The following is an 18,185-nucleotide window of genomic DNA, read 5'->3' on the forward strand; positions in this document are numbered from 1 at the left end:
CGCAAGAGCCAAAACGAGAACTAGGCTTCTCATAGTCGGTCCCTTTCGTGTGACTGGCCCGGGAGGCCGGGGCGCCGCGCTCCACCCAGCTGTGACAGGCTGCCTCGTTCAGGAAACGCATAAGACGAGGTTCCTGATGCATACTCCATGGAGTTACGCCACTCGTACCCCATCAGTTACGGCGTCATTGGAGCAGTGCAGCGCATCAGGGCATGAACACTTGTTCCCGCCCTCCCAACTTGCTCCAGACCGAGAGGGAACGGGCATCACCAGACGGATCGTGCGTGCGAGAACTGGAGTGCATCATGAGTGAGATAATCAGCTGGGAACGAACAATGGATTCTCATACCCTCTTCCAGCGGGGAATACGGGTCGATAACTTGCCGTCACCGCACCCCGGGGGAATCAGTGGCTGCAGATCCTGTCAATTTCAGTTTCCTAACCGTTGAAGAGCGCATCTTTATCGCTCGCTCGCGCCTTCCTCGGACACACCAGTATCTTTGGGGCGTCATGGTCCTCGAAAATCATCTAAAAGCAGCAGTTCAATTCGACTTCCATGGTCAAACTACCGATGCAGCATCGCGGATTGCCGCGAGCACTATATTCCAACTCATTGCGACAACGCTGCTCGTTGAGTCGGCCGGCATTTGGGAAAGATTTGATCCGGCAGGTTTCAGCATCCCACGCTTTGCACCACATTAGATCATCCGAGCGTCCTGCAAGCTTTAAAGGACAGCATGGACCTGCCCCTACCCCCCGATGAGTTAGGTGTCTCTATCCCGTCGCTAGAAGAACGTGCCTCTGCGATCGATGGCCTGCCCAGTGCATTCAGAGATATTGAGAAGAAGCTAGAAAAGGATGGCGCACTTCCGAAAATAAGAAACTACCGGAATAAGTACGCGGCTCATCCGATCCTTGCCACTAGGGAAGAACGGAGCAAAAAGACATCTCTTGATCACCCAACTGTTGGAGAAGTCAGAGAACTACTTTCAAGTGCCGCATCCATCATGCGAGATCCGCAGACTGCAGCTCTAGGGTATACGTACGACTACTCAATACTGCAGGAGCGAAGCATGTTCGCGCTAATTAGATTTTATTCGGGGCTCCGCTTTTCCTCCGCGCTATCCGATGCGCGCCTGGCTGAGGAGCCGACTGAGAGGAACATCCCTACGGGCACGAAGCTTCAGGATCTATAAAACCGCTCCTCACTCTTCCCTGCCATACAGAAAGGAAGCTTCAATTGAGCACGTTGGAACGCGCCATCGCTATCGCCGCGGAAGCACACGCTGGGCAGAGCGACAAAGGTGGCAACCCATACATCCTTCATCCCGTACGCGTTATGATGACTTCACGGGAGCGCGGTGGTGACGAAGCCGCAATAGCTGGTGTCCTTCACGATGTGATTGAGGACTGCCCCGACTGGACGAAGGGGCGGCTTGCGGCCGAAGGATTCAGCCCTGCCATCATGACTGCCCTCGATTGCCTGACACGACGTCCGTCTGAGGATTACATGGCATTCGTCGCAAGATGCGGCCGAGACCCAATTGCGCGTGTGGTGAAATTGGCGGATCTGAAAGACAATATGGATCTTTCTCGCCTCCAGTCTCCTACTGAGCGAGATCTAGAGAGGCTTGAACGATATAGGCGAGCCACAGAACTATTGAGAGAGCCATAGGCATGAACTACTCTCGCGACACAACTGCCCTCTCTGACTTAACCGGCCAATTCGTCAGCACTTGGTCTGAGGAATGGCAGCATGAATACGAAGCAAGTGTCGTCCTAATGATGGTCAAGGACGAACGGGAATCTTTCTGAGCCAAAGAAAGGGCGTCCGAGGAGTGAAGTCTGTCGAGCAGGTAAAAGCGCTCAGTGAGCGCACGAAGGCTGTAAGGGCTGCGCAATGAAGCGCGTGGGACAACAATCATACCCCAGCCCGCGATCCATTCGTGCTCTCATCATAGTGACCGCTATCATGGCCGGCTTCATGGCAGGAGTGTACTTGAAGGTCACGTAATGATCGGCCAATACGGGCCACAAACCTTGACGGACCATCTTCATCACGCGACTTTGAATGACTTCCGTTAGGGAGCTGCCGTGTTTTACCGAACGATCCGCCGCCATCGAGGACCCGCAATGACGCTTCATCAGCACATACAGAAGCACTGGAAGATTGCCGCCGTCCTGGCTGCGGCCAGCATCACTGCCCATAGCGTCTAATCTTTCTGGTCATAAAGCGCCTCTTAGGAGAGGCGCATTTTTTTGACCTTAGCAGCCTATCCGCTGCTTGATTGAGTCGACCTGGGACTTTGATCGGCAAACGTTTTCGCAGGGGATGCCGTCGTCATCAGCATCTGCCCGGCTGTAACCACTACACCACATTTCAACGGCATCTTCACATGTGCTCGCAGCCTTACAGCTTCGGCGCTGAGCCACGACGAATTCTTTGACCCGTTCAATGGCGTGCTTAGATGGCTCGCCCGGCAGGCCTCCCGCCGCCTGGGCCGTCCCAGCCGAAATCATTGCAGCCAAAGCTGCGATCACTACCTTCCTCATCATGGGCTTCCTAACCTCTTGGCGCACGCCATCCAGCAGATTTCGCTTCTTCTTCACTGCAGAACCAGCGTTCACCGTCAGCTTCATTAACGACTGTCTTTGCGTAAGACCGACTACCCGGCACGTGATAGATCCTACCGGAATTGGAGATGTTGCCTTTGATGGCACAAGTCCGGTCGGAGCCCGTCGTAGCTTCCGACGTCAACCGCTCGCCTCGGCGCCAGTCCCAAGGCTCGGCGAACTTCCCGGCCCATAAGCCGCGTTTGGCTTTCCGGGCCTCTGTCTCCTCACCGGTGTAACGGCCATTGGAATATTGCTTGTACTCCAGTGCCCAGCCCTGCCGGATCAGCTCTGCATTGATGTCCTGACCATTCGCTCGGCACACGGCTACAATCCGATCATACCGATCGCGGTCCTCCTGCTCGCAGGTCACGCGGCCATTGCGACCGATAATCGAAGCCAAGGCTTCAGCAGCTCTTGAGCCGCACAGATACCGCTTGCCAGCGCCATCTTCACAGGTTTGTTTCCCTTCCGGAGCATCGACACCGTAAAGGCGGACGCGAACAGATTGACCGCGTATCCCAAGGGTGTCGCCGTCGACAACATCGGCTTGGCCTGAAAACGTTTGAGCGACGGCAGGAAACGCGAGAAGGGCGGCAAGGCCGCAATAAAAAAATCCCTTCTTCATTTCAGCAACCAAACGAGAAAGGTCACAATACCGATTAGCCATAACAGGCCCAAAAGTGCACTGCCTTCAGACCTATCTTTACCCCGGCCTTTTTTGTGCTGGACGGCAAAGGACATCCCTGAACCAGGCGCACTTATACTCGTCCTCCGGCCGCTAGGTCCGATTGAGTGGGTGAGGCCCTTGCCTCCCAGCGAGACGCCTGCTCCTTTTTTTGACAAGTTTACTCTTACACCTGGCGCGAGCTTGAACGACTTGCGGAACCGAAAACCCATGGCAAAGCCCCCTAGAATCAGGAATGCCTCAGCTGTAGGTTTCTGTCATCTGTATTCGGAGGCTAACGATCGGCCAATCCACAGTAATGCAGAGAACAAGCAATCGGATCGTGCTTCAACCACGTGAGTCACGTCTGGCGTCCTCGCCCTATAGTGAGGCGAACTCATCTTGAACTTTTAGGAGATCGCCACGCAAATGAGGCTTTACAGAGTATGTGAGAGATACCTTTCCCTGGTGCGAATACCGTGCCAGAAGAGACTTTGGCTTATATGCGGAGCAATGGATTCCAAGTTGCCGCTCAACCGTTCCTAATGCACATGCCAATAACGCATCCTCATTTCGAGGCGGTACACCCTTTCCGTAATGGCAACAGCAGGGTCGGACGCCTCCTACTGCCACTGATGATGGCGGCCGAAGCCCATGTGCCCCTCTACCTTTCCGCATATATCGAAGGCCACAAGCACGATTGTCTCGGAGCTTTGACGGCAGTGCAGCAACGCCTCGACTGCCCGACAACGGTCTACATTATGGCGGATGCGATTATTGGTATATCCAATGAATTGATGACCGCACGCAAGGCCTTGGCAGAACATGACGCGGACTGAAGACGCAGGTGTCAATTTCGGATCCGGTTGGCCGCGGCTTGCGTGCTTCAACTGCTACCGCATTTTTCCATGCTGACAGTGAACCGCCTTGTCACCCTGTTTTGTACCTCCTTTCCAGCTGCCTTCAACGGCATCGAGCAACTCATCGAGGCTACGGTCCTGGTGGAAGGAACAGGTCACCAAATGAGATTGCCATCTTGAAGATCAACGGAGAACCCGAGCTTCTCTTGTTGCCGAATGGCTATAGTGTGGAGATCGCGACAAGTTCTGATGGCTGCAAGAATATCGCTGGTATCAGGAGGTTCGATACCGATTTTAGCCGTCTACATGTCCCCTTCCTCGCGACATGGTCATACCTTTTTCAGACAAGCATATTCGATTACGCCAAGACCTTGTTTTTGAAGGATAGCCGAGTTGCAAAAAGCGAATTCGAACGGACAATCAGCAGGATCGCCGCATTGCCGCAGGCTACGTGGGGCGCCAGCGTTTGCAATTGGGACACGTCACCATTAGGCACGATATCAGCAGCAATAGAGACTTTGGCGAATGCGAAGATCAGAGACGTTAGAGAGCAAGCTCATCGTTGGCGAAAGGCCCTGCCAGAAGACTACTTTGACTATTTTCAGCCGAGCTATCGGCGAACACAGTGGCTTGATGATCTGGATAAAACTATCAATGTAGAATGGATAGCAAAATGGGGGAGAATTCGTCAGATCGTGGCGACTTTGCAGGAATACGGATCTCAGGTTGTTGACCCCGATCTTGCATTCGCCGATGTGGTCGTTGAAAACGCTGCCATAGCCTACGTTTGTCAACGGATAGAGAGCGATCTTGGCCTGCTGGACCATAACTGGATGCATGGTGTGGACCTCACGTTCTACATTCATCGTTCCGATTTGAGTAAGGCAGCAAAGCTAAAAGTAGCGCAGTATTTGGGCCAGAGGCTAATTGGAAAGCCTCTTGAGGGCAAAGCCCGTGATGCCGCCGATTGTTGGAGAGGCCCAAGCCGTCTGTATTCGAGGCTCTTCGCCGATCCGGCGGCCCGATCACAGCACCCCGAGGCTTGGCAGGCGATGTTCGCCCTTGCACGGTCATGCGTAAAGAATAAAACACTCGCGCCAGTAGTCTTATGGCATGGGTTCGATGATCACCGTCGTGAAAGCTATCTGTCAGCCCCTCGGGGATCCGAGTTGTATCCACATGCCAGTTTTACTGCGACATCATTGAGTTCCGCTATTGCAATCGAACATGGCAGCATCAACCAATTCGGCCGTGCCCATATCGCCCGCATTAGGCTCCCTAAGGGCTCACCTGCGCTGTTTATTGGAGGTCGCGAGCATGAAGTGTTGCTGCCACCGGGAACGCGACTTGTGGTCGCCAGCCAGATGTCGGTCGTTCGCTTGCCAGACAACGGCGGCAAGGACCATGACGTAACGATCATGGACATCGACGCGGTAATACCTACTACACTAGAGCTCTCTACTTGAATAAATATTTTGAGTAGCGCGGAGCAATCAGAGCCAATCCACGCTGACAGTTGTTTCTGTGGATTATTGCTACCGAGATTTTGTACAAAGAGATCTTTGGCATGACCGCTCGCGGTTGAGTTGTCGCCTATGTCGTTTGCACCGCCAAGCATCTGCTCAACAGCGACTATGATCCACGACAGCGCAAGCAAACACGCTAGACCGCTGGAGCAGCTTACCTTTCCAAATGTCTGCTCTCGGATTGAAACTGACCAGGTTGCATCGTCTCAGTTGCGGGAGGGTTAGACTAACGTAGCGAAAAATGTCCCGAGGAAGTTCGACATTTTAACTCACCTAAGACGCATTAATTGCGGCATGCAAAAGCTCAGTGAAGGCGAACCACAGCAGCCATCAGATCAAACTCGGAAATCACATCTCTTTTGGCCCGGGCGGTCCGCCGTGCAGCCTCGTTCACTACCCACTCTACATCGCTCATAGGGCGCCGGGCTAGCTTCACTGCAATGTTAGATAGGTTAGGCATATCTGCGTGGCGACGCTCTGCCAGCATGTGTTTCAGTGCTAGCTCGACCTCATCCGCGCTTGGATAGCTGATTTCAATCGAATGGTCGAAGCGACCGCGCCGGAGAATTGCATCGTCGAGCGCATCGCGGCGGTTCGTAGTCCCGATTACGAGGATCCCGTTCTGGGATGCCTTCTCGATCAACCTCAGAAGCTCGGTAATTTCCTCGATCTTGTGATCATGGCTCATGGCCCCTCGAGCTGCTGCCACGGCGTCAATCTCCTCCAACACTACGAGCGAGGGAGCGGCTGCCTTGGCTTCGTCGAAAACCTTGCGAAGCGCTACACTTGTCTGATGGATAAAGGGGCTTCCGACGGCGCCCAAGTTGATCTCGAAGACTGACCAACCAAGCGCGCGCCTGAGCTTATCGACTGTATAGCTTTTCCCAGATCCTGGTGGCCCATAGAGAAGAATGCCGTTCGGCATCCTTACGCCGAGAGCCTCGTAGCGCTCCTGGTCGGAACTCGGCTCAATGACATACTCGTTGAAGAATTTCTCCAGCTCAGGTCGGCCGGGCAGTGAGAATGATATAGGTCCCTTCAAGGGACGATCCCTTCCTTCCGACATCGCCTGGATGTCTCCTCCATCAAAGGCTGTCAGGAAAAGTTCGATCTCGTCATCGGTGATCCGGCCGTTGAATGAGCGGATCTCATCCTTCGACAGATTAGCCAGTGCGACGCCTCCGGTCAGGAGAGCTATCGCCAATTCCCGACGACCTTCCTTGCCGTCACCGCTGCGTGTGGAAAGTAGAGCACGACCGGTGAGGATGAGAGCGGACGATAGATCAGCGTCGGACTCACGCTCTAGGAGGCACGCTGTGGCAGAGGCAATCTCCTCAATTTCGTCCGACTCGTTGACTGGCCCCCGCTTCACACGATCACGCAACGTGATCACCTCTTCACCCGAAGCGATCGGTGCAACGAGGTAGGTCTCTCGTGCATACTCGAACTCCAGGAAGAGCTGGCGGATATGCGCCGGCTGCCTGGCTAGGCCGCTTCCTGTCGCGTCGCCCGGTCTAAGTACAAGAGCGGTGCGGGCATCTTTTCGGCTCGCGATCACCTGATAGCCTGATCCCTCCCGGATGAGACGCCCCACCTCCAGGGCGTCGGGAAGCACACAGCCAATAGGAAACCACGGAAAGGAATGCATTTGCCTCACCACCGCATTAGGCTGGCCAGAGTGGAGGTCTGCGCTGCCGCCCCAACCCTGAACATGTTGTCGTGCACTCGCGACATGGCGCGACGCACTCCGTCGATGTCAGCTTGCCTGATCGCTTCCTCACCCTCCCGGACAAGTCTGTCGTGCAAGTCCTTGTCTATGGCGAAGTGCCTGTCGCCCGCCATGTCCCGGAAGATCGAGACGATGAACTCCGGGCGCTTGTACATATCTGCCTGGGCTAGAGCTACTGCCTCGCGGAGCGAGGCCTGGGCGTCTCGGATCGCGTCCGGGGTCCCGCGTGCGACGGCATCCTGCGCGTGAGAAAAAAGACGATCTACCTGGGCATTGAGCTTTGGATCGGCATCCGGCCTGACGGCTTCATCATAGGCGCCGCGGAAGTTCCTGATCTCGGCAGCAATAGTGTGTCCGAGATTCTCTGGTTGCGCCTTGATCCGGGCAATCTCCTGCCGGATTAGGCGTCCCTCCTCCGCCACGGAACGACGAGTATCCGCGTCCCATGCCGACTCAAGGTTCACACGCTGTCTGTCGATACGCGCTGAGATCTCTGCTGCCTCTGCCTGCACCCGCGTCCCAAGGGATTCCTGGAGGTTGTCGAGATCTACTTGGGCGTCGTCCAGGACAGCAGAGGCGAGCTTCGTGCCTTCGTCACCATCGAAATTCCGGTGACCGGCGGTGGCGACGTAAAGCTTGCCGACGCTGAACTCTCGGCTGATCGCCGGCAGTGACAGGGTGCAGTTCAGGAGACCGTTGTCGTCCATCGACCACTGGCAGATCACCTCGTCTCCGCGCCTGACCACCTCGCCTCGCTCGAGATGATCGGAGTCGATACGGAAGGCGCCAATGTTCAGGTTGAGGTCCGGATCGCGTACACCTTCGGCCTGCTGGAACAACTCGAAATCGAGGTGAGTTCCGTCGCCAGCACGCATGTCTCTTGCGGAGCGAAACTTTTGTGTTCCGCTCGCCGGAAGGAGTGTTCCCTTAGTGACAAGCTCGTGGAGCGCGTTATACTCGGCTCCTGGAGGGCCCTCGACGACTTTGACCGAGACTGTTTGGGTCGCGGGAATACCCACTGCACTGGCATCTGTCCGTGTCACGGTGAACTGGAGACTAGCCTCGGGAACAGGCGAGCCATTCGGATCGAAGACGGTGATCCGGAATCGGTTGTCGCCGCGGCTCGGCACCGGAACGTCGTTGACCGACGTATTCCCCTCAAGCGCGACCTGGCCGGATGTCCAGCCCTCCGCATTGTCGACTTGAGCGCGGTAGCCGCTGGCGACCGACTCACCCGGCCTGATTCTGATCCTGATCCGGCTGTCGGACGTGCGTGCGGGGTAGTCGAAGCGGATGTCGACCGGTCCCTCCGCGCGGGCCAAGCCGCGGGTGGACTTGGCGCTTGAGGCCGTCCCGCTCCAGTTACGGCTCTCGGCATAGATGGCGGCGCCCTTGGCCACAGCCGTCATAGGATCCGTATCCAAGTCCGCAGCAATACCGAGTTGCTCTGGCACGCGGGAGCGGACGATCGGCATGCGGCTAGGGCCGCCGATGAATACAATCCGATCAATGTCGCCGGGCTGGTACCCGTTGTCCGCGAGGAGTTTGCGGCACAGGGCAATCGAGCGGTCGATTTCGTCCACGATAAGCCGTTCGAGCTGAGCGCGGGTGAGCTCGGCGTCGAGGTAGATTTCCACTCCGCTGCGATCCCGAGCCCCGATCTGGTTCTCGTCGGCGAACACGCGGGCGGTCTGCTGGACCGAAAGCTCGATCTTGGCTCGTTCGGAGTAGAACTGGGCGACCCTGAGCATGCGATTGTAGGTCGGATCAGTCTGGAAGTTCTCCGGCAAGTCAAACTTCTCCATGAGCCAGGGACGCACGACCGAATTCACGATCACACGGTCGAAGTCGCGTCCACCAAGCATGTTGATACCGGCATGTGCGACCACGTTCACCGTGCCGCCGACGCTCTGGACGATGGCGACGTCGAACGTGCCGCCACCGAGGTCGTAGACAAGGAACTGTCCGTTCTTATTTGAGGCCTCAGCGATCGAGGCCATCGCCGCTGCTACCGGCTCCTGGAGGAGTCCGACCTTGTCGAGGCCTGCCGCCGCCGCGGCACGCATCGTGGCCTCGGACTGCATCTGGTTGAAGGCCGCGGGAATCGTGATGATCGTCCCCTCTACCAGAAACTCTCCGGCTGCCAATCTGGTCTGCGCGAGGAGAGCCTTGACCACTTCCGCACTGGCCTCCTCGGGGCTCATGGTCCTGTTAGGCCCTGGGAAGCTCACCGTGCTGCTCGTCCCCATGAGGCGTTTGAAGCCCTGGGCGACGTTCTCCGGGGAGAACGCCGTCTGCTCGTAAGCCTTCCTGCCGACATGCATATTTCCGCGCCGATCGATGAGGATCGCGCTGGGAAGAACATCCGCACCCTCGACGGTCTTGAACAGCCGAAGAGCGCCCTTGTCGTTGCCGAAGATGGCTGAGTTCGAGGTGCCGAGATCAATCCCGAGATGCATTCGCTTCGCTCCTGGCGAGAAAAACCTTGCCCGTCACCACGGGGACCATGTCGGCCACAACCGCAGGCTCGAGTGTTCGTTCGATGACGAGACCTTCCTCGTCAGAGAAATCGTCCGCGTTCACGGCTGAGACCGGAAGGTTGACCTCGAACGTGCGGCCGTCGAACCCGAGGACGGACATCCCGCGCTCGGAGAGGATCGCATCTAACCTGCCGGCCGCATATCGGGCCTGCGCTTGGAGGCGAGCCTTCGACGCATCCGGCACGTTTTCGGCGGCCCGCTCTAGCGTGCGGAGCACCTTCCAGAATTCTGTCGCCAGGGCGGCTATGGTTTTAACATCGTCCATCGAACTCTCTCAGTTTGTGGGGCAGCGCACATAGGCGTATCTCAGCAGGTCTTCTTCTCGGTACAGACGACCGTTCGAGAGAACGTATCCAAGGTTCCCGATGCCCGCTGGGCACTCTACGGTGACAGTCCAGTTCTTGGCGGATCGCGACAAGCCGAGGACCTTGCACTCGCGCCCGAGCCCTTCGAGTTCGTACGAGGTGATGCGAAGGGAGTTGGACGCGTTGCCTCCCGGTGTTGGGCAATAGGTTGATTCTCGTGCCCAGACTCCGATGACTGTCTCGTCAGCACGAGTTACTCGCGATCCGTAGAGGGCCTTCTCGGTTCTGGCGTCCCAGGAATCGTCACCTGGAAGGTTGTTGACCGCTTTGAAGTCGCGGAGAGAATAGCGTGAGCCCAGGCCCCAGACGCCATCGCCCGCCCCGCTATAGAACCCGAGCTCAGAGAGGCGGTGCTGCACGCGGACCGCATCAGGCTTGTTCAAAGGGTTGAGTGATGCACCGAGAGGCGGCGGGTAGTCGGCCGGTACCCATCGATCCGTCTTACTCGTCAGCGTCCCAGATGCGTATCGGGCGTATTGGGTGAAGAGGGTCGTCTCAGTCCGCTCATCCCAAACGTCATCCCGCGCAAGGCCATTGGCCAGCTTGAAGTCGCGCAAGGCGGTTCGAGACCTTGGCCCCCACATCCCGTCGACGATCCCAGAGAAGTATCCCAAATCCGCTAGACGCTGCTGGATCCGGGTCGCATTCTCCACTCTCATCAAGTCGCTGGGTTCAGCGGCATAGCTCCCAGCCCCGGCACTCGGGGTCTGGGCGATTTCCACCGGAGGCGGCAGCGGCTGCACCGGCGAGGGCGCCGGGGCGCTGGCAGGCGGTGGGAGCTGAGTCTGCGGGATGGCCACTGGAGCGGCCGGCGCGGAATTGTAGGTGCTGCTGGAAGCGGGCGGCGGGCTCGAGGGCATTGATGAGGCGATACGCCGGCCCTCAGCTTGAAGTTCCGATCGCTTCGACGAGAGTGAGAACTGAGCAGCCGTCATTTCGCTCTCCCGGTAGCGATACCGGCTGCAGCGGGAGTTCCAGTCGTCGATCATACCGTTGAAGCGGGAAACGTCCTGGCTCTCGGATAGCTCGGTCCGGATGGTTTCGAGTCGGACCTGCTGGAACAGGCAGTACCTGATCTGCGATGCAGTGAACAGGCGGGAGCCGTCGCCGACCGGCGGCATTTCCTCGGTATCCGGTCGCGCAGGAACCGTTGGTGCAGGATCGGACTTCGGGACGGTGGGAGGTTGGGGCAGCGTTGGGCGTGGGGCCGGCGCCGTGTACGGGGGTTGCGAGTACGTCGTCCGGGTGGGGGTTGGCTTCTGATTGGAAACGTAGAGGGCGATGCCGACGACGGCTGCGCCCCCCCAGAACAGCCGGCTCACGAGCCGCTTACTCTTCTGCTTCCTCTGATGCTCAAGGCCTGTACGAACCTTCAGAAGGAAGTCTCTCTCCTCCCCAGTGACTTGGGCATCGCCCAGAAGTCTGTTGACGATCGCAAGCGCCTCATCGTGACGCCCCGCCTTGGCGTGCTCCATGAGCTCGCGCTGGGCAAGGATGCCCTCGATGTCGCGCTTGTCTGACTTCAGGCGGTCGCTGACCTCCTGCGACGATGGGTGGCGGCTCGCGTGATACAGCACGCCATTCAGCAGTGCCAGCGCACCTTGGGGAGCATCGAGGTCGTTGTTCAGGGAGATGGCCAAGTCACGGATCGCCATCCATGGAGCATCGGACAGATCCGTGCCCTTCGTTCCCGCCACCGCGGCCACGAACAACTCGAAGAGGCGATTGGCTTGTCCCGTGGCCTCGGCGCCGAAACCACCGCGCCGGAGATCGGCATCCAGGAAGGTAAGGGCGTTCTTCAGTTCCCGGATGTATTCGACGAGAGGTCTGACGGGCTCGAAGGCGAGGTTACTCTGGAGAGTCTCAAGATCCTCCGCCATCTGCTCGCTCGCCCGAGGAAGTCGGGCGAAAGCTTCGATGGCCGCGTGCAAGATCTTCCCTGACAGGGAGTATTGGCTGTGCTCGTTGGCGACCCAGAGGTAGATTTCCCTGACTTCACCGAACACCTCTCGCGCCCTCGGGTCATCCCGTCCCTTGTGCTCCTCAAGGATCTGCAGAGGCCGACCTATGCAGCTCCAGGCGTGGAGGTTCCGGATGAGGGCCTCGGGAGGCTCAGGGTCCTTGGGCCTCTCCTTCAGCTGTTCACAGGCTGCACGGATGGCCTCGAGTCGCCGCGAGAGCTCGGGGTCCAAGATCTGCCCGTAGGCGCTCAGGAACACGTCGAGGCGTTCGGCCAAGGCAGAGTCGGATGTCTCGAGCAGGGGTTCTATCGCCTGGGTGACCGCTTCTGTCAGCGTGTCCGGGTTCGTAAAAGTGGCGAGGACCGCCTTGTCCTGGGTTTCGAAGAGCTCTCGCAGCGCCTGGGCGACCGCCTCGCGATCGGCCTTGACCATGCCGGCAGCTTCGCGGGCATCGTTGATGGCGTCGAGAACGGCACCTGGGGCCGCTGCTGCCTGCGCTTGGAGCAATGCTGCAAGGGCCGATCCGTCAGCAGGCACCCGCGCGTGCACATGTGCTAGGAAGTTCGAACGTGGAAGCGAATGGAGCTTCGTCGAAAGAGCGGCTGCCGCATCTCGAGTAAGTCCGAAAGACTTCAGGGTCTTCAGGACCTCCTGGACTGTTCCATGATCGACATCGAGGAGGTAGGACACCTCGGCTTCCAGTCTGATGCGCGGTGTCATCAAGATCTGGCGGGCCCGCTGAAGATCCTGCTCGGGGGCGACTTCGTCCGCGACCGCGTCCCCAAAGGCATCCTCGATCTCGCGTGTGTCGGCCGTCATCTTCACGCCCAGGAGCGCGAACGCGTTCGATAGCAGGTCGAAGGTTGAAGGCGTCACGGAGCCGGTCATCGTCCGGTCTCCAGCTGGCTGCCCATTTGGACGTCGTCGCGTCTCAGGCTGCGGGCACGAAGCCACGCATCGACCGCCTCGTTCGCGTTGGCAGATGCAGAGGTCTCAAGGTCGACGGCCGCTCTCTTGAGGTCTTTGATAAGGGAAGATTCAAGATGCAGAAGGATCTGCCGGCGTGTACCAGCAGCATGAGAGACCCCGTCTTCCGCGGGATTGTCGGTCATGATCGTTGCCCCCAGCCCATCGAGACGATAGCTCGATAGGTACTTTGAACATCGCACGGATCCGCTGTGTGTAAAGTCCCCTTGCGCGGGTATTTAACCTAAGGGTGAATGCCGAAAGCAATAACCGTCTTAGCTCAGCGCCCTTGGACCGTGTCGCTTCAGTTCTCGACATTAGGAGATTGAATTTCGGGTCTGGCTCAGACTGGGGCCGGCCCCGAGTAAGGCCGTCCAAATGTCTGCTTATCACTTGTAAGCAGTCGCCCTGATGCATGGCGCTCCGGCGCCGGCCTGGCGATGAAAAACGGGTCTCCGCTCACGAGCAAGATAGGCGTCCCTATGCCTGTTCCAATTTACGGAGCCCCCCTCAAGAAAGCCTCTATCTGCGCCTCGATTGCTTCGACCCGCATGCCCTTCTCGGCCAAGGCCTCAACCACCTTAGCAATCTCTTCGTTTCGAGGCCCATAGATGGCCCAATCGTGGAGCAAGTGAACATCGTCAGCATGGATCATTCGGGTCTCCACTTGGGTTCGCTCAGCCTAATATTGGCCCCAGTTGTTCTGATGTGGCTTATTGACAGAGTACTTGTCCATTTTTCAGCGCTCCCCACACCCCGAAATTAGGAACGGATCACGCGCGACGGACCTCTAAGTACTCGACGATCTGCCCAAGCCCTGGGACGGACTGGACCGCATCAACCGGCCGCGCATTCAGGGCTGTGTTGTAGCTATTGAACCATGAGGCTGCTGCGGCTTCGTTCCCGCCCACGATGGTATTGAGGAGCTGATAGACGCGCACGAAAAGAAGCGCCGGCACAACGGCATGTCGGGTGAGATCGACGGGCGCTGCGCCATCCTTTATCTGGGGCACCATCGCCTCCGGCAATCCCAAGATTAGCCCCAGCACATGATCTGAAACCTGAAGACGTTCAGCGGCACGAGCTGCCGCCTTCATGCCTATAGCGACGTCACTATCAACTAGCGGATCTGGCGAACCGGGCATTCGAAGCTCTCCTCCAGCAGGATTATACGGGAAGAGCTCCGTCAGGCGAGCCTCTATTCACAAGAGTCGAATGATCGAAGAACAGTCACGGCACGAAAGCGATTCAACTCGCACTGGCCGGTAGCGCCTGAAAAACTGTGGATAAGTGGCTCGGCTATCGGGCAAAAAAAAATAAATCTTGAAGCGAAAAATCAGCCTGTTGAAAAAGCAGTTCGGCGCCTAAACCGTTCAGATTTGGTGCGTTTTTTTGCCCTAAAACACACAGTAGACACATACCACATGCTCATATGAACATCAAGATGGGCCTCAAAATATAAGTGCTCGCCCCCGCCTTATCGTTCGTCTCGGCTCTCGACTCTTTGTGCAGTTCTCGTTCTCTTGAGCGCTCCACTCGTCATGAGATGGATCTACATCAAATTCTGGAGAAGCCTATGCATTTAGCCACCACGGCATAAGAAAAGGCCCTCAAGCGCCAACTTGAGAGCCTTTAAAATTCATCTGCTCGCCAACCAACCCGGTAAAACGAGCTTTGTAGACACCCCGGCATTTCTGCCAGCGATGGTGAGATCTTACCTATTTGCTGAAGATAGGCAAGAGCCTTCTTGGAAAGGCCCCTTCGCTCCCGCAGATCCGCCAACAGAGGCGTATCCATGAAGGACAAACCCCAAATTTAGGCCGGGTCGGCCCAAGCCGTTTGCCGACATTTAGGCCAGATGCCTCACAGCACTGTCCGATCGGTCCAAACGACAGGTCGCTTGAGACAAAGACCGCCTGCATGAACAGCGCCAGGTCGTCTCAGATCGACTGAACCCATTCCAATACCTTCCCAAATGAACCGCCCTTTGGCGAGACGCTGTCCAACCGGAGCCACTGGTTGGGCCGTCTCACGTCATCAGCGGCAAAGGACAAGTCATGCCTACTACTGAGTACCAACAGAAATCCGATCCTCAGGGCGACCGTTGCGGAGCAGTCTGGATTCCTCCTTCCGCGTCGCTCGCAAGCCGCCGGCCAGCCCTGCGATCTCGCGGCTCGTTCCGAGGCGCTCTCGTCAACCCCAAAACGAATCGGGAAATTGTTTTCGAGAGCACACTGGAGCGCGACCTCGCCTACATCCTTTTAGCATCTCCATGCGTGACAGCGGTCCAGGACCAGCCGGAAGCGGTCGAATACATCGACAGTGAAGGTGTCACTCGAAAGCATACGTTCGACTTCCTTATCCGCAAGACCGATGGGTCGCGCACTGCCTTCGCAGTCAAGCCTGCTGCCAAGGTCGCATCAAGCGGCACTGCGGACGTCATAAGCGCGATCCGTTCGCAATGCCCCCGAGGCTTCGCGGACAGTTTTGAGATTCGAACCGGTGATCACATCACCCGAAATCGCGCCTACAACGCCCGCATCGTTGCCAAAGGCATTCGGATGAGAAACGCGGAGGACGTAGCTGCCGTCAACGCCGTTGCATCCACCCTCTGCGGCTCGGTGAAGATCAGCACCCTGCTCGCAGCATCTCGGAATGACGGATACGGCTTCATGGCAGTGCTCTGCCTGATCTCGGATGGCGTGCTGGAGCACGTCGGCACCGACCGAATTTCCCACGATAGCATCATTCGCATCGTCCACATTGTGACCCGCACGCACTGAGAGAGCGCCCAACCATGTCAAATTCAAATAATGCCCAGATCCAAAGTTCTCTCCCGGTCCCGGCTGTGCCGCGATATCGCCTCGAAAGGCATGCGAAATACGTCATCGACGGCGTCACTGAGTTCGTGGCGAAGTCCAGCGACGAATTCGGCCATGTCCTGCGCCGCGCCGACAATCCGGACCTGTGCGTGTCCTTTTCTCATGATGAGTTCGCAGCGTTGCTCAATGATGGTCGGCTGAACATCATCCGGGATTACCACCGCTCATCTGCGGCGGCGATCCGGCTGGAGGGACCGGAAAGGCTGATCACCGAACTCAAGCCCAAGCGCCGCGAGAGGCTGCTCGCCCGCAAGGCGATCTGCGACGCGTTTCTCGCTGACGAGGCCGCAGGCAAGGTCTCTCGTTCCGATGATTCCATGAAACCTTGGCTCAAGGACAACGTGATCAACATCCTCATGGCGTTGTTACCGCAGGGACGATGCGGTAGTGACGACATCATCCTGAAGCGTCCGCCAAGCCCGACGGCCCTGCGAAAGTCGCTGCGCAAGTACGAGGCGTGCTGTTTCGATGCCATGGCGCTTCGCGATGGCTATGGCCGTAGCGGCAACCGCACGCCGAAGGTCGAGATCGAGGAGCGCACGCTGATGCGCGAGGTCGCCGAGCGCTACGCGAGCCGTCTCAAGCCCACCAAGGCTTCGCTCTATTCTGACCTAGCCACGGCAATCAAGGATGCCAACAACGAGCGCGAGCAGACCGGCAAGCGGCTATTGAAAAAGCCAAGCCGTGCGGCGTTCGAGCGGGTGATCGAAAGCCTCGATCCGTTCATGGTCTACGCCGGACGCGAGGGCGAAGAGGCAGCGCGCAAGAAGTTCTTTATCGTCCGTGGTGGGCTCGACGTGTCGCGCCCCCTTGAGCGCGTGGAGATGGACGCCTGGCTCGTCTCTCTTCACGTCATTCTCGAGGAGGCCGGCGTATGGGCATTACTCGCGCCTGAGCTCAGGAAGGAGGTCGAGCGTGCACGGCTTTGGCTGTCGGTGGCTATCGACTGCTACACCCGCTGTGTCTTGGCGGCTCGGATCATTAGCAGCAACACCTCCACTTCCGCCGTGTCGACGATCGCAATGTCGGTGATGAACAAGTCGCGTTTCGCAGAAGAGGCTGGCTGCATCACTCCCTGGGACTACGATGGGACTGGTGAAAGCTACGTGATGGACAACGATACGGCCTACACAGCCTACGAGACGCGGGCCGCGGTGACCGATATGGGGAGCGAGATGCTATTCCCGCCGGCTGGAACCCCACAGAACCGTGCCAGGATCGAGCGCTTTTTCCGCACCATTCACGTCCAGCTCGTGGCTCTTTTCCACGGTCGTACGTTTGAGAACGTCGTTGCCAAGGGCGACTACGAGTCGGACCTCAACGCTGTCATCGACCCCGATGAGCTCGGACGCGTCATCGTGCGCTGGATCGTGGATGTCTACCACAACACGCCTCACGACGGCCTGGGCGGCGAGACCCCGCGCGACTGTTGGATCCGTGCCACGCGCCTGCACCCGGTGCTGCCTCCGCCGAGCCCTGATGTGTGCCGCCACATTTTCGGCGTTACGGTTGAGTGCCGGATCACCAACACCGGCGTTCGGGTGCTTGGTCTCCACTACCAGTCCGAGGAGCTCCAGCGATTGCGCCGGATTGCCCATCAGAAGCCCGTTCTGGTGCGCATCGACGAAGGGGACCTCGGCTATGTATCGGTTCGGACCCCAGACGGTTGGCTGACCGTCCCCTGCGTGAAGGCGGGCTTCGATGGTGTCCCGCTCGAGCACTGGGTTGCGGCGGAACGCAACCTGCGCCGTGGGCATGCCGACAGGGCGCACCTGGCCGAGGATGTTGTCCTCCAGGCCCTGGCCGACATCAAGGCCTTCTCGGCCTCCGCCACGAAGCGTGCCAGCATCGCTTCCCCAATCATCACTTCGGCAGACATCGACGGTCTGGACCGCAGTGTGTTCCGCACCTTTGCCTTCGACCGCGGTCCTGAGAACGGCCCGGCAGTACTCGACGCTGTCGATATCACCACACAGGACGGCGCTGAGATGCCGGATCAATTTGATCCGGCTCCCAAGGCGAGAAGCAGCGAGAATGACCCGACCGACGATGACAGTTACGGTCTGGAGGATTGAT

At 58.1% G+C, this 18,185-nt stretch carries 16 protein-coding genes; 8 read left to right on the top strand and 8 right to left on the bottom strand.

Annotated elements, in window-relative coordinates; genetic code table 11:
* The first annotated feature begins 408 nt into the window (after positions 1 to 408).
* The 4 genes from AB4Y85_RS16150 to AB4Y85_RS16165 are packed head-to-tail and all read left to right on the top strand — an operon-like array spanning position 409 to position 1,815.
* Positions 409 to 702 carry a hypothetical protein gene (locus tag AB4Y85_RS16150; protein WP_441985940.1) on the top strand — a complete coding sequence of 98 codons (294 nt, stop codon included), beginning with the start codon at positions 409 to 411 and terminating at the stop codon, positions 700 to 702.
* Positions 703 to 737: 35 nt separating this feature from the next.
* Positions 738 to 1,196, top strand: coding sequence for an AbiU2 domain-containing protein (locus tag AB4Y85_RS16155; RefSeq protein ID WP_441985941.1), 459 nt, complete (start codon positions 738 to 740; stop codon positions 1,194 to 1,196).
* Between the two features lie 53 nt (positions 1,197 to 1,249).
* Positions 1,250 to 1,675, top strand: a complete 426-nt coding sequence (locus tag AB4Y85_RS16160) for an HD domain-containing protein (RefSeq protein WP_441985989.1) — start codon at positions 1,250 to 1,252, stop codon at positions 1,673 to 1,675.
* 2 nt (positions 1,676 to 1,677) lie between these two features.
* Positions 1,678 to 1,815, top strand: coding sequence for a DUF7696 family protein (locus AB4Y85_RS16165; RefSeq protein ID WP_441985942.1), 138 nt, complete (start codon positions 1,678 to 1,680; stop codon positions 1,813 to 1,815).
* Between the two features lie 748 nt (positions 1,816 to 2,563).
* Here AB4Y85_RS16165 and AB4Y85_RS16170 read toward each other — a convergent pair.
* Positions 2,564 to 3,241, bottom strand: a complete 678-nt coding sequence (locus AB4Y85_RS16170) for a thermonuclease family protein (protein WP_441985943.1) — start codon at positions 3,239 to 3,241, stop codon at positions 2,564 to 2,566.
* Positions 3,238 to 3,513: a DUF4236 domain-containing protein gene (locus tag AB4Y85_RS16175; protein ID WP_441985944.1), complete on the bottom strand. Its 276-nt coding sequence runs from the start codon at positions 3,511 to 3,513 to the stop codon at positions 3,238 to 3,240. Before AB4Y85_RS16175 ends, AB4Y85_RS16170 begins: the two co-directional genes overlap by 4 nt.
* Positions 3,514 to 3,759: 246 nt before the next feature.
* Between AB4Y85_RS16175 and AB4Y85_RS16180 the strand changes: the two genes are divergently transcribed.
* Both AB4Y85_RS16180 and AB4Y85_RS16185 read left to right on the top strand, forming a co-directional pair.
* Positions 3,760 to 4,119, top strand: coding sequence for a Fic family protein (locus AB4Y85_RS16180; protein ID WP_441985945.1), 360 nt, complete (start codon positions 3,760 to 3,762; stop codon positions 4,117 to 4,119).
* A 197-nt stretch (positions 4,120 to 4,316) separates the two neighbouring features.
* Positions 4,317 to 5,606 carry a hypothetical protein gene (locus tag AB4Y85_RS16185; RefSeq protein ID WP_441985946.1) on the top strand — a complete coding sequence of 430 codons (1,290 nt, stop codon included), beginning with the start codon at positions 4,317 to 4,319 and terminating at the stop codon, positions 5,604 to 5,606.
* A 364-nt stretch (positions 5,607 to 5,970) separates the two neighbouring features.
* Here AB4Y85_RS16185 and AB4Y85_RS16190 read toward each other — a convergent pair whose 3' ends face one another.
* From AB4Y85_RS16190 to AB4Y85_RS16215, 6 genes are all read right to left on the bottom strand, one after another.
* On the bottom strand, positions 5,971 to 7,314 hold the full coding sequence (locus AB4Y85_RS16190) for an ATP-binding protein (protein WP_441985947.1): 1,344 nt from the start codon (positions 7,312 to 7,314) through the stop codon (positions 5,971 to 5,973).
* A gap of 5 nt (positions 7,315 to 7,319) precedes the next feature.
* Positions 7,320 to 9,854 carry an Hsp70 family protein gene (locus tag AB4Y85_RS16195; protein WP_441985948.1) on the bottom strand — a complete coding sequence of 845 codons (2,535 nt, stop codon included), beginning with the start codon at positions 9,852 to 9,854 and terminating at the stop codon, positions 7,320 to 7,322.
* Complete coding sequence (locus tag AB4Y85_RS16200; protein ID WP_441985949.1) at positions 9,838 to 10,200, bottom strand: hypothetical protein; 363 nt, start codon at positions 10,198 to 10,200, stop codon at positions 9,838 to 9,840. The genes AB4Y85_RS16195 and AB4Y85_RS16200 overlap by 17 nt, the downstream gene beginning before the upstream one ends.
* 9 nt (positions 10,201 to 10,209) lie before the next feature.
* Positions 10,210 to 13,149: a peptidoglycan-binding protein gene (locus AB4Y85_RS16205; protein WP_441985950.1), complete on the bottom strand. Its 2,940-nt coding sequence runs from the start codon at positions 13,147 to 13,149 to the stop codon at positions 10,210 to 10,212.
* Entirely contained in the window at positions 13,146 to 13,373 is a 228-nt protein-coding gene (locus tag AB4Y85_RS16210) for a hypothetical protein (protein WP_441985951.1), read from the bottom strand. Before AB4Y85_RS16210 ends, AB4Y85_RS16205 begins: the two co-directional genes overlap by 4 nt.
* A gap of 627 nt (positions 13,374 to 14,000) precedes the next feature.
* Entirely contained in the window at positions 14,001 to 14,372 is a 372-nt protein-coding gene (locus AB4Y85_RS16215) for an antitoxin Xre/MbcA/ParS toxin-binding domain-containing protein (RefSeq protein WP_441985952.1), read from the bottom strand.
* Positions 14,373 to 15,503: 1,131 nt separating this feature from the next.
* Between AB4Y85_RS16215 and AB4Y85_RS16220 the strand changes: the two genes are divergently transcribed.
* Positions 15,504 to 16,010: a hypothetical protein gene (locus AB4Y85_RS16220; RefSeq protein WP_441985953.1), complete on the top strand. Its 507-nt coding sequence runs from the start codon at positions 15,504 to 15,506 to the stop codon at positions 16,008 to 16,010.
* A 125-nt stretch (positions 16,011 to 16,135) separates the two neighbouring features.
* Positions 16,136 to 18,184, top strand: a complete 2,049-nt coding sequence (locus tag AB4Y85_RS16225; RefSeq protein ID WP_441985954.1) for a Mu transposase C-terminal domain-containing protein — start codon at positions 16,136 to 16,138, stop codon at positions 18,182 to 18,184.
* Position 18,185: the final 1 nt, after the last annotated feature.

This window comes from Microvirga sp. 2YAF29, assembly GCF_052114605.1.
Classification (GTDB): Bacteria; Pseudomonadota; Alphaproteobacteria; order Rhizobiales; family Beijerinckiaceae; genus Microvirga.

Excerpts from the sequence above, each read along its gene's own strand:
- AB4Y85_RS16155 (WP_441985941.1), top strand. The coding sequence starts at position 738 with ATGGACCTGCCCCTACCCCCCGATGAGTTAGGTGTCTCTATCCCGTCG.
- AB4Y85_RS16165 (WP_441985942.1), top strand. The coding sequence starts at position 1,678 with ATGAACTACTCTCGCGACACAACTGCCCTCTCTGACTTAACCGGCCAA.
- AB4Y85_RS16170 (WP_441985943.1), bottom strand. The coding sequence starts at position 3,241 with ATGAAGAAGGGATTTTTTTATTGCGGCCTTGCCGCCCTTCTCGCGTTT.
- AB4Y85_RS16175 (WP_441985944.1), bottom strand. The coding sequence starts at position 3,513 with ATGGGTTTTCGGTTCCGCAAGTCGTTCAAGCTCGCGCCAGGTGTAAGA.
- AB4Y85_RS16190 (WP_441985947.1), bottom strand. The coding sequence starts at position 7,314 with ATGCATTCCTTTCCGTGGTTTCCTATTGGCTGTGTGCTTCCCGACGCC.
- AB4Y85_RS16195 (WP_441985948.1), bottom strand. The coding sequence starts at position 9,854 with ATGCATCTCGGGATTGATCTCGGCACCTCGAACTCAGCCATCTTCGGC.
- AB4Y85_RS16200 (WP_441985949.1), bottom strand. The coding sequence starts at position 10,200 with ATGGACGATGTTAAAACCATAGCCGCCCTGGCGACAGAATTCTGGAAG.
- AB4Y85_RS16205 (WP_441985950.1), bottom strand. The coding sequence starts at position 13,149 with ATGACCGGCTCCGTGACGCCTTCAACCTTCGACCTGCTATCGAACGCG.
- AB4Y85_RS16210 (WP_441985951.1), bottom strand. The coding sequence starts at position 13,373 with ATGACCGACAATCCCGCGGAAGACGGGGTCTCTCATGCTGCTGGTACA.
- AB4Y85_RS16215 (WP_441985952.1), bottom strand. The coding sequence starts at position 14,372 with ATGCCCGGTTCGCCAGATCCGCTAGTTGATAGTGACGTCGCTATAGGC.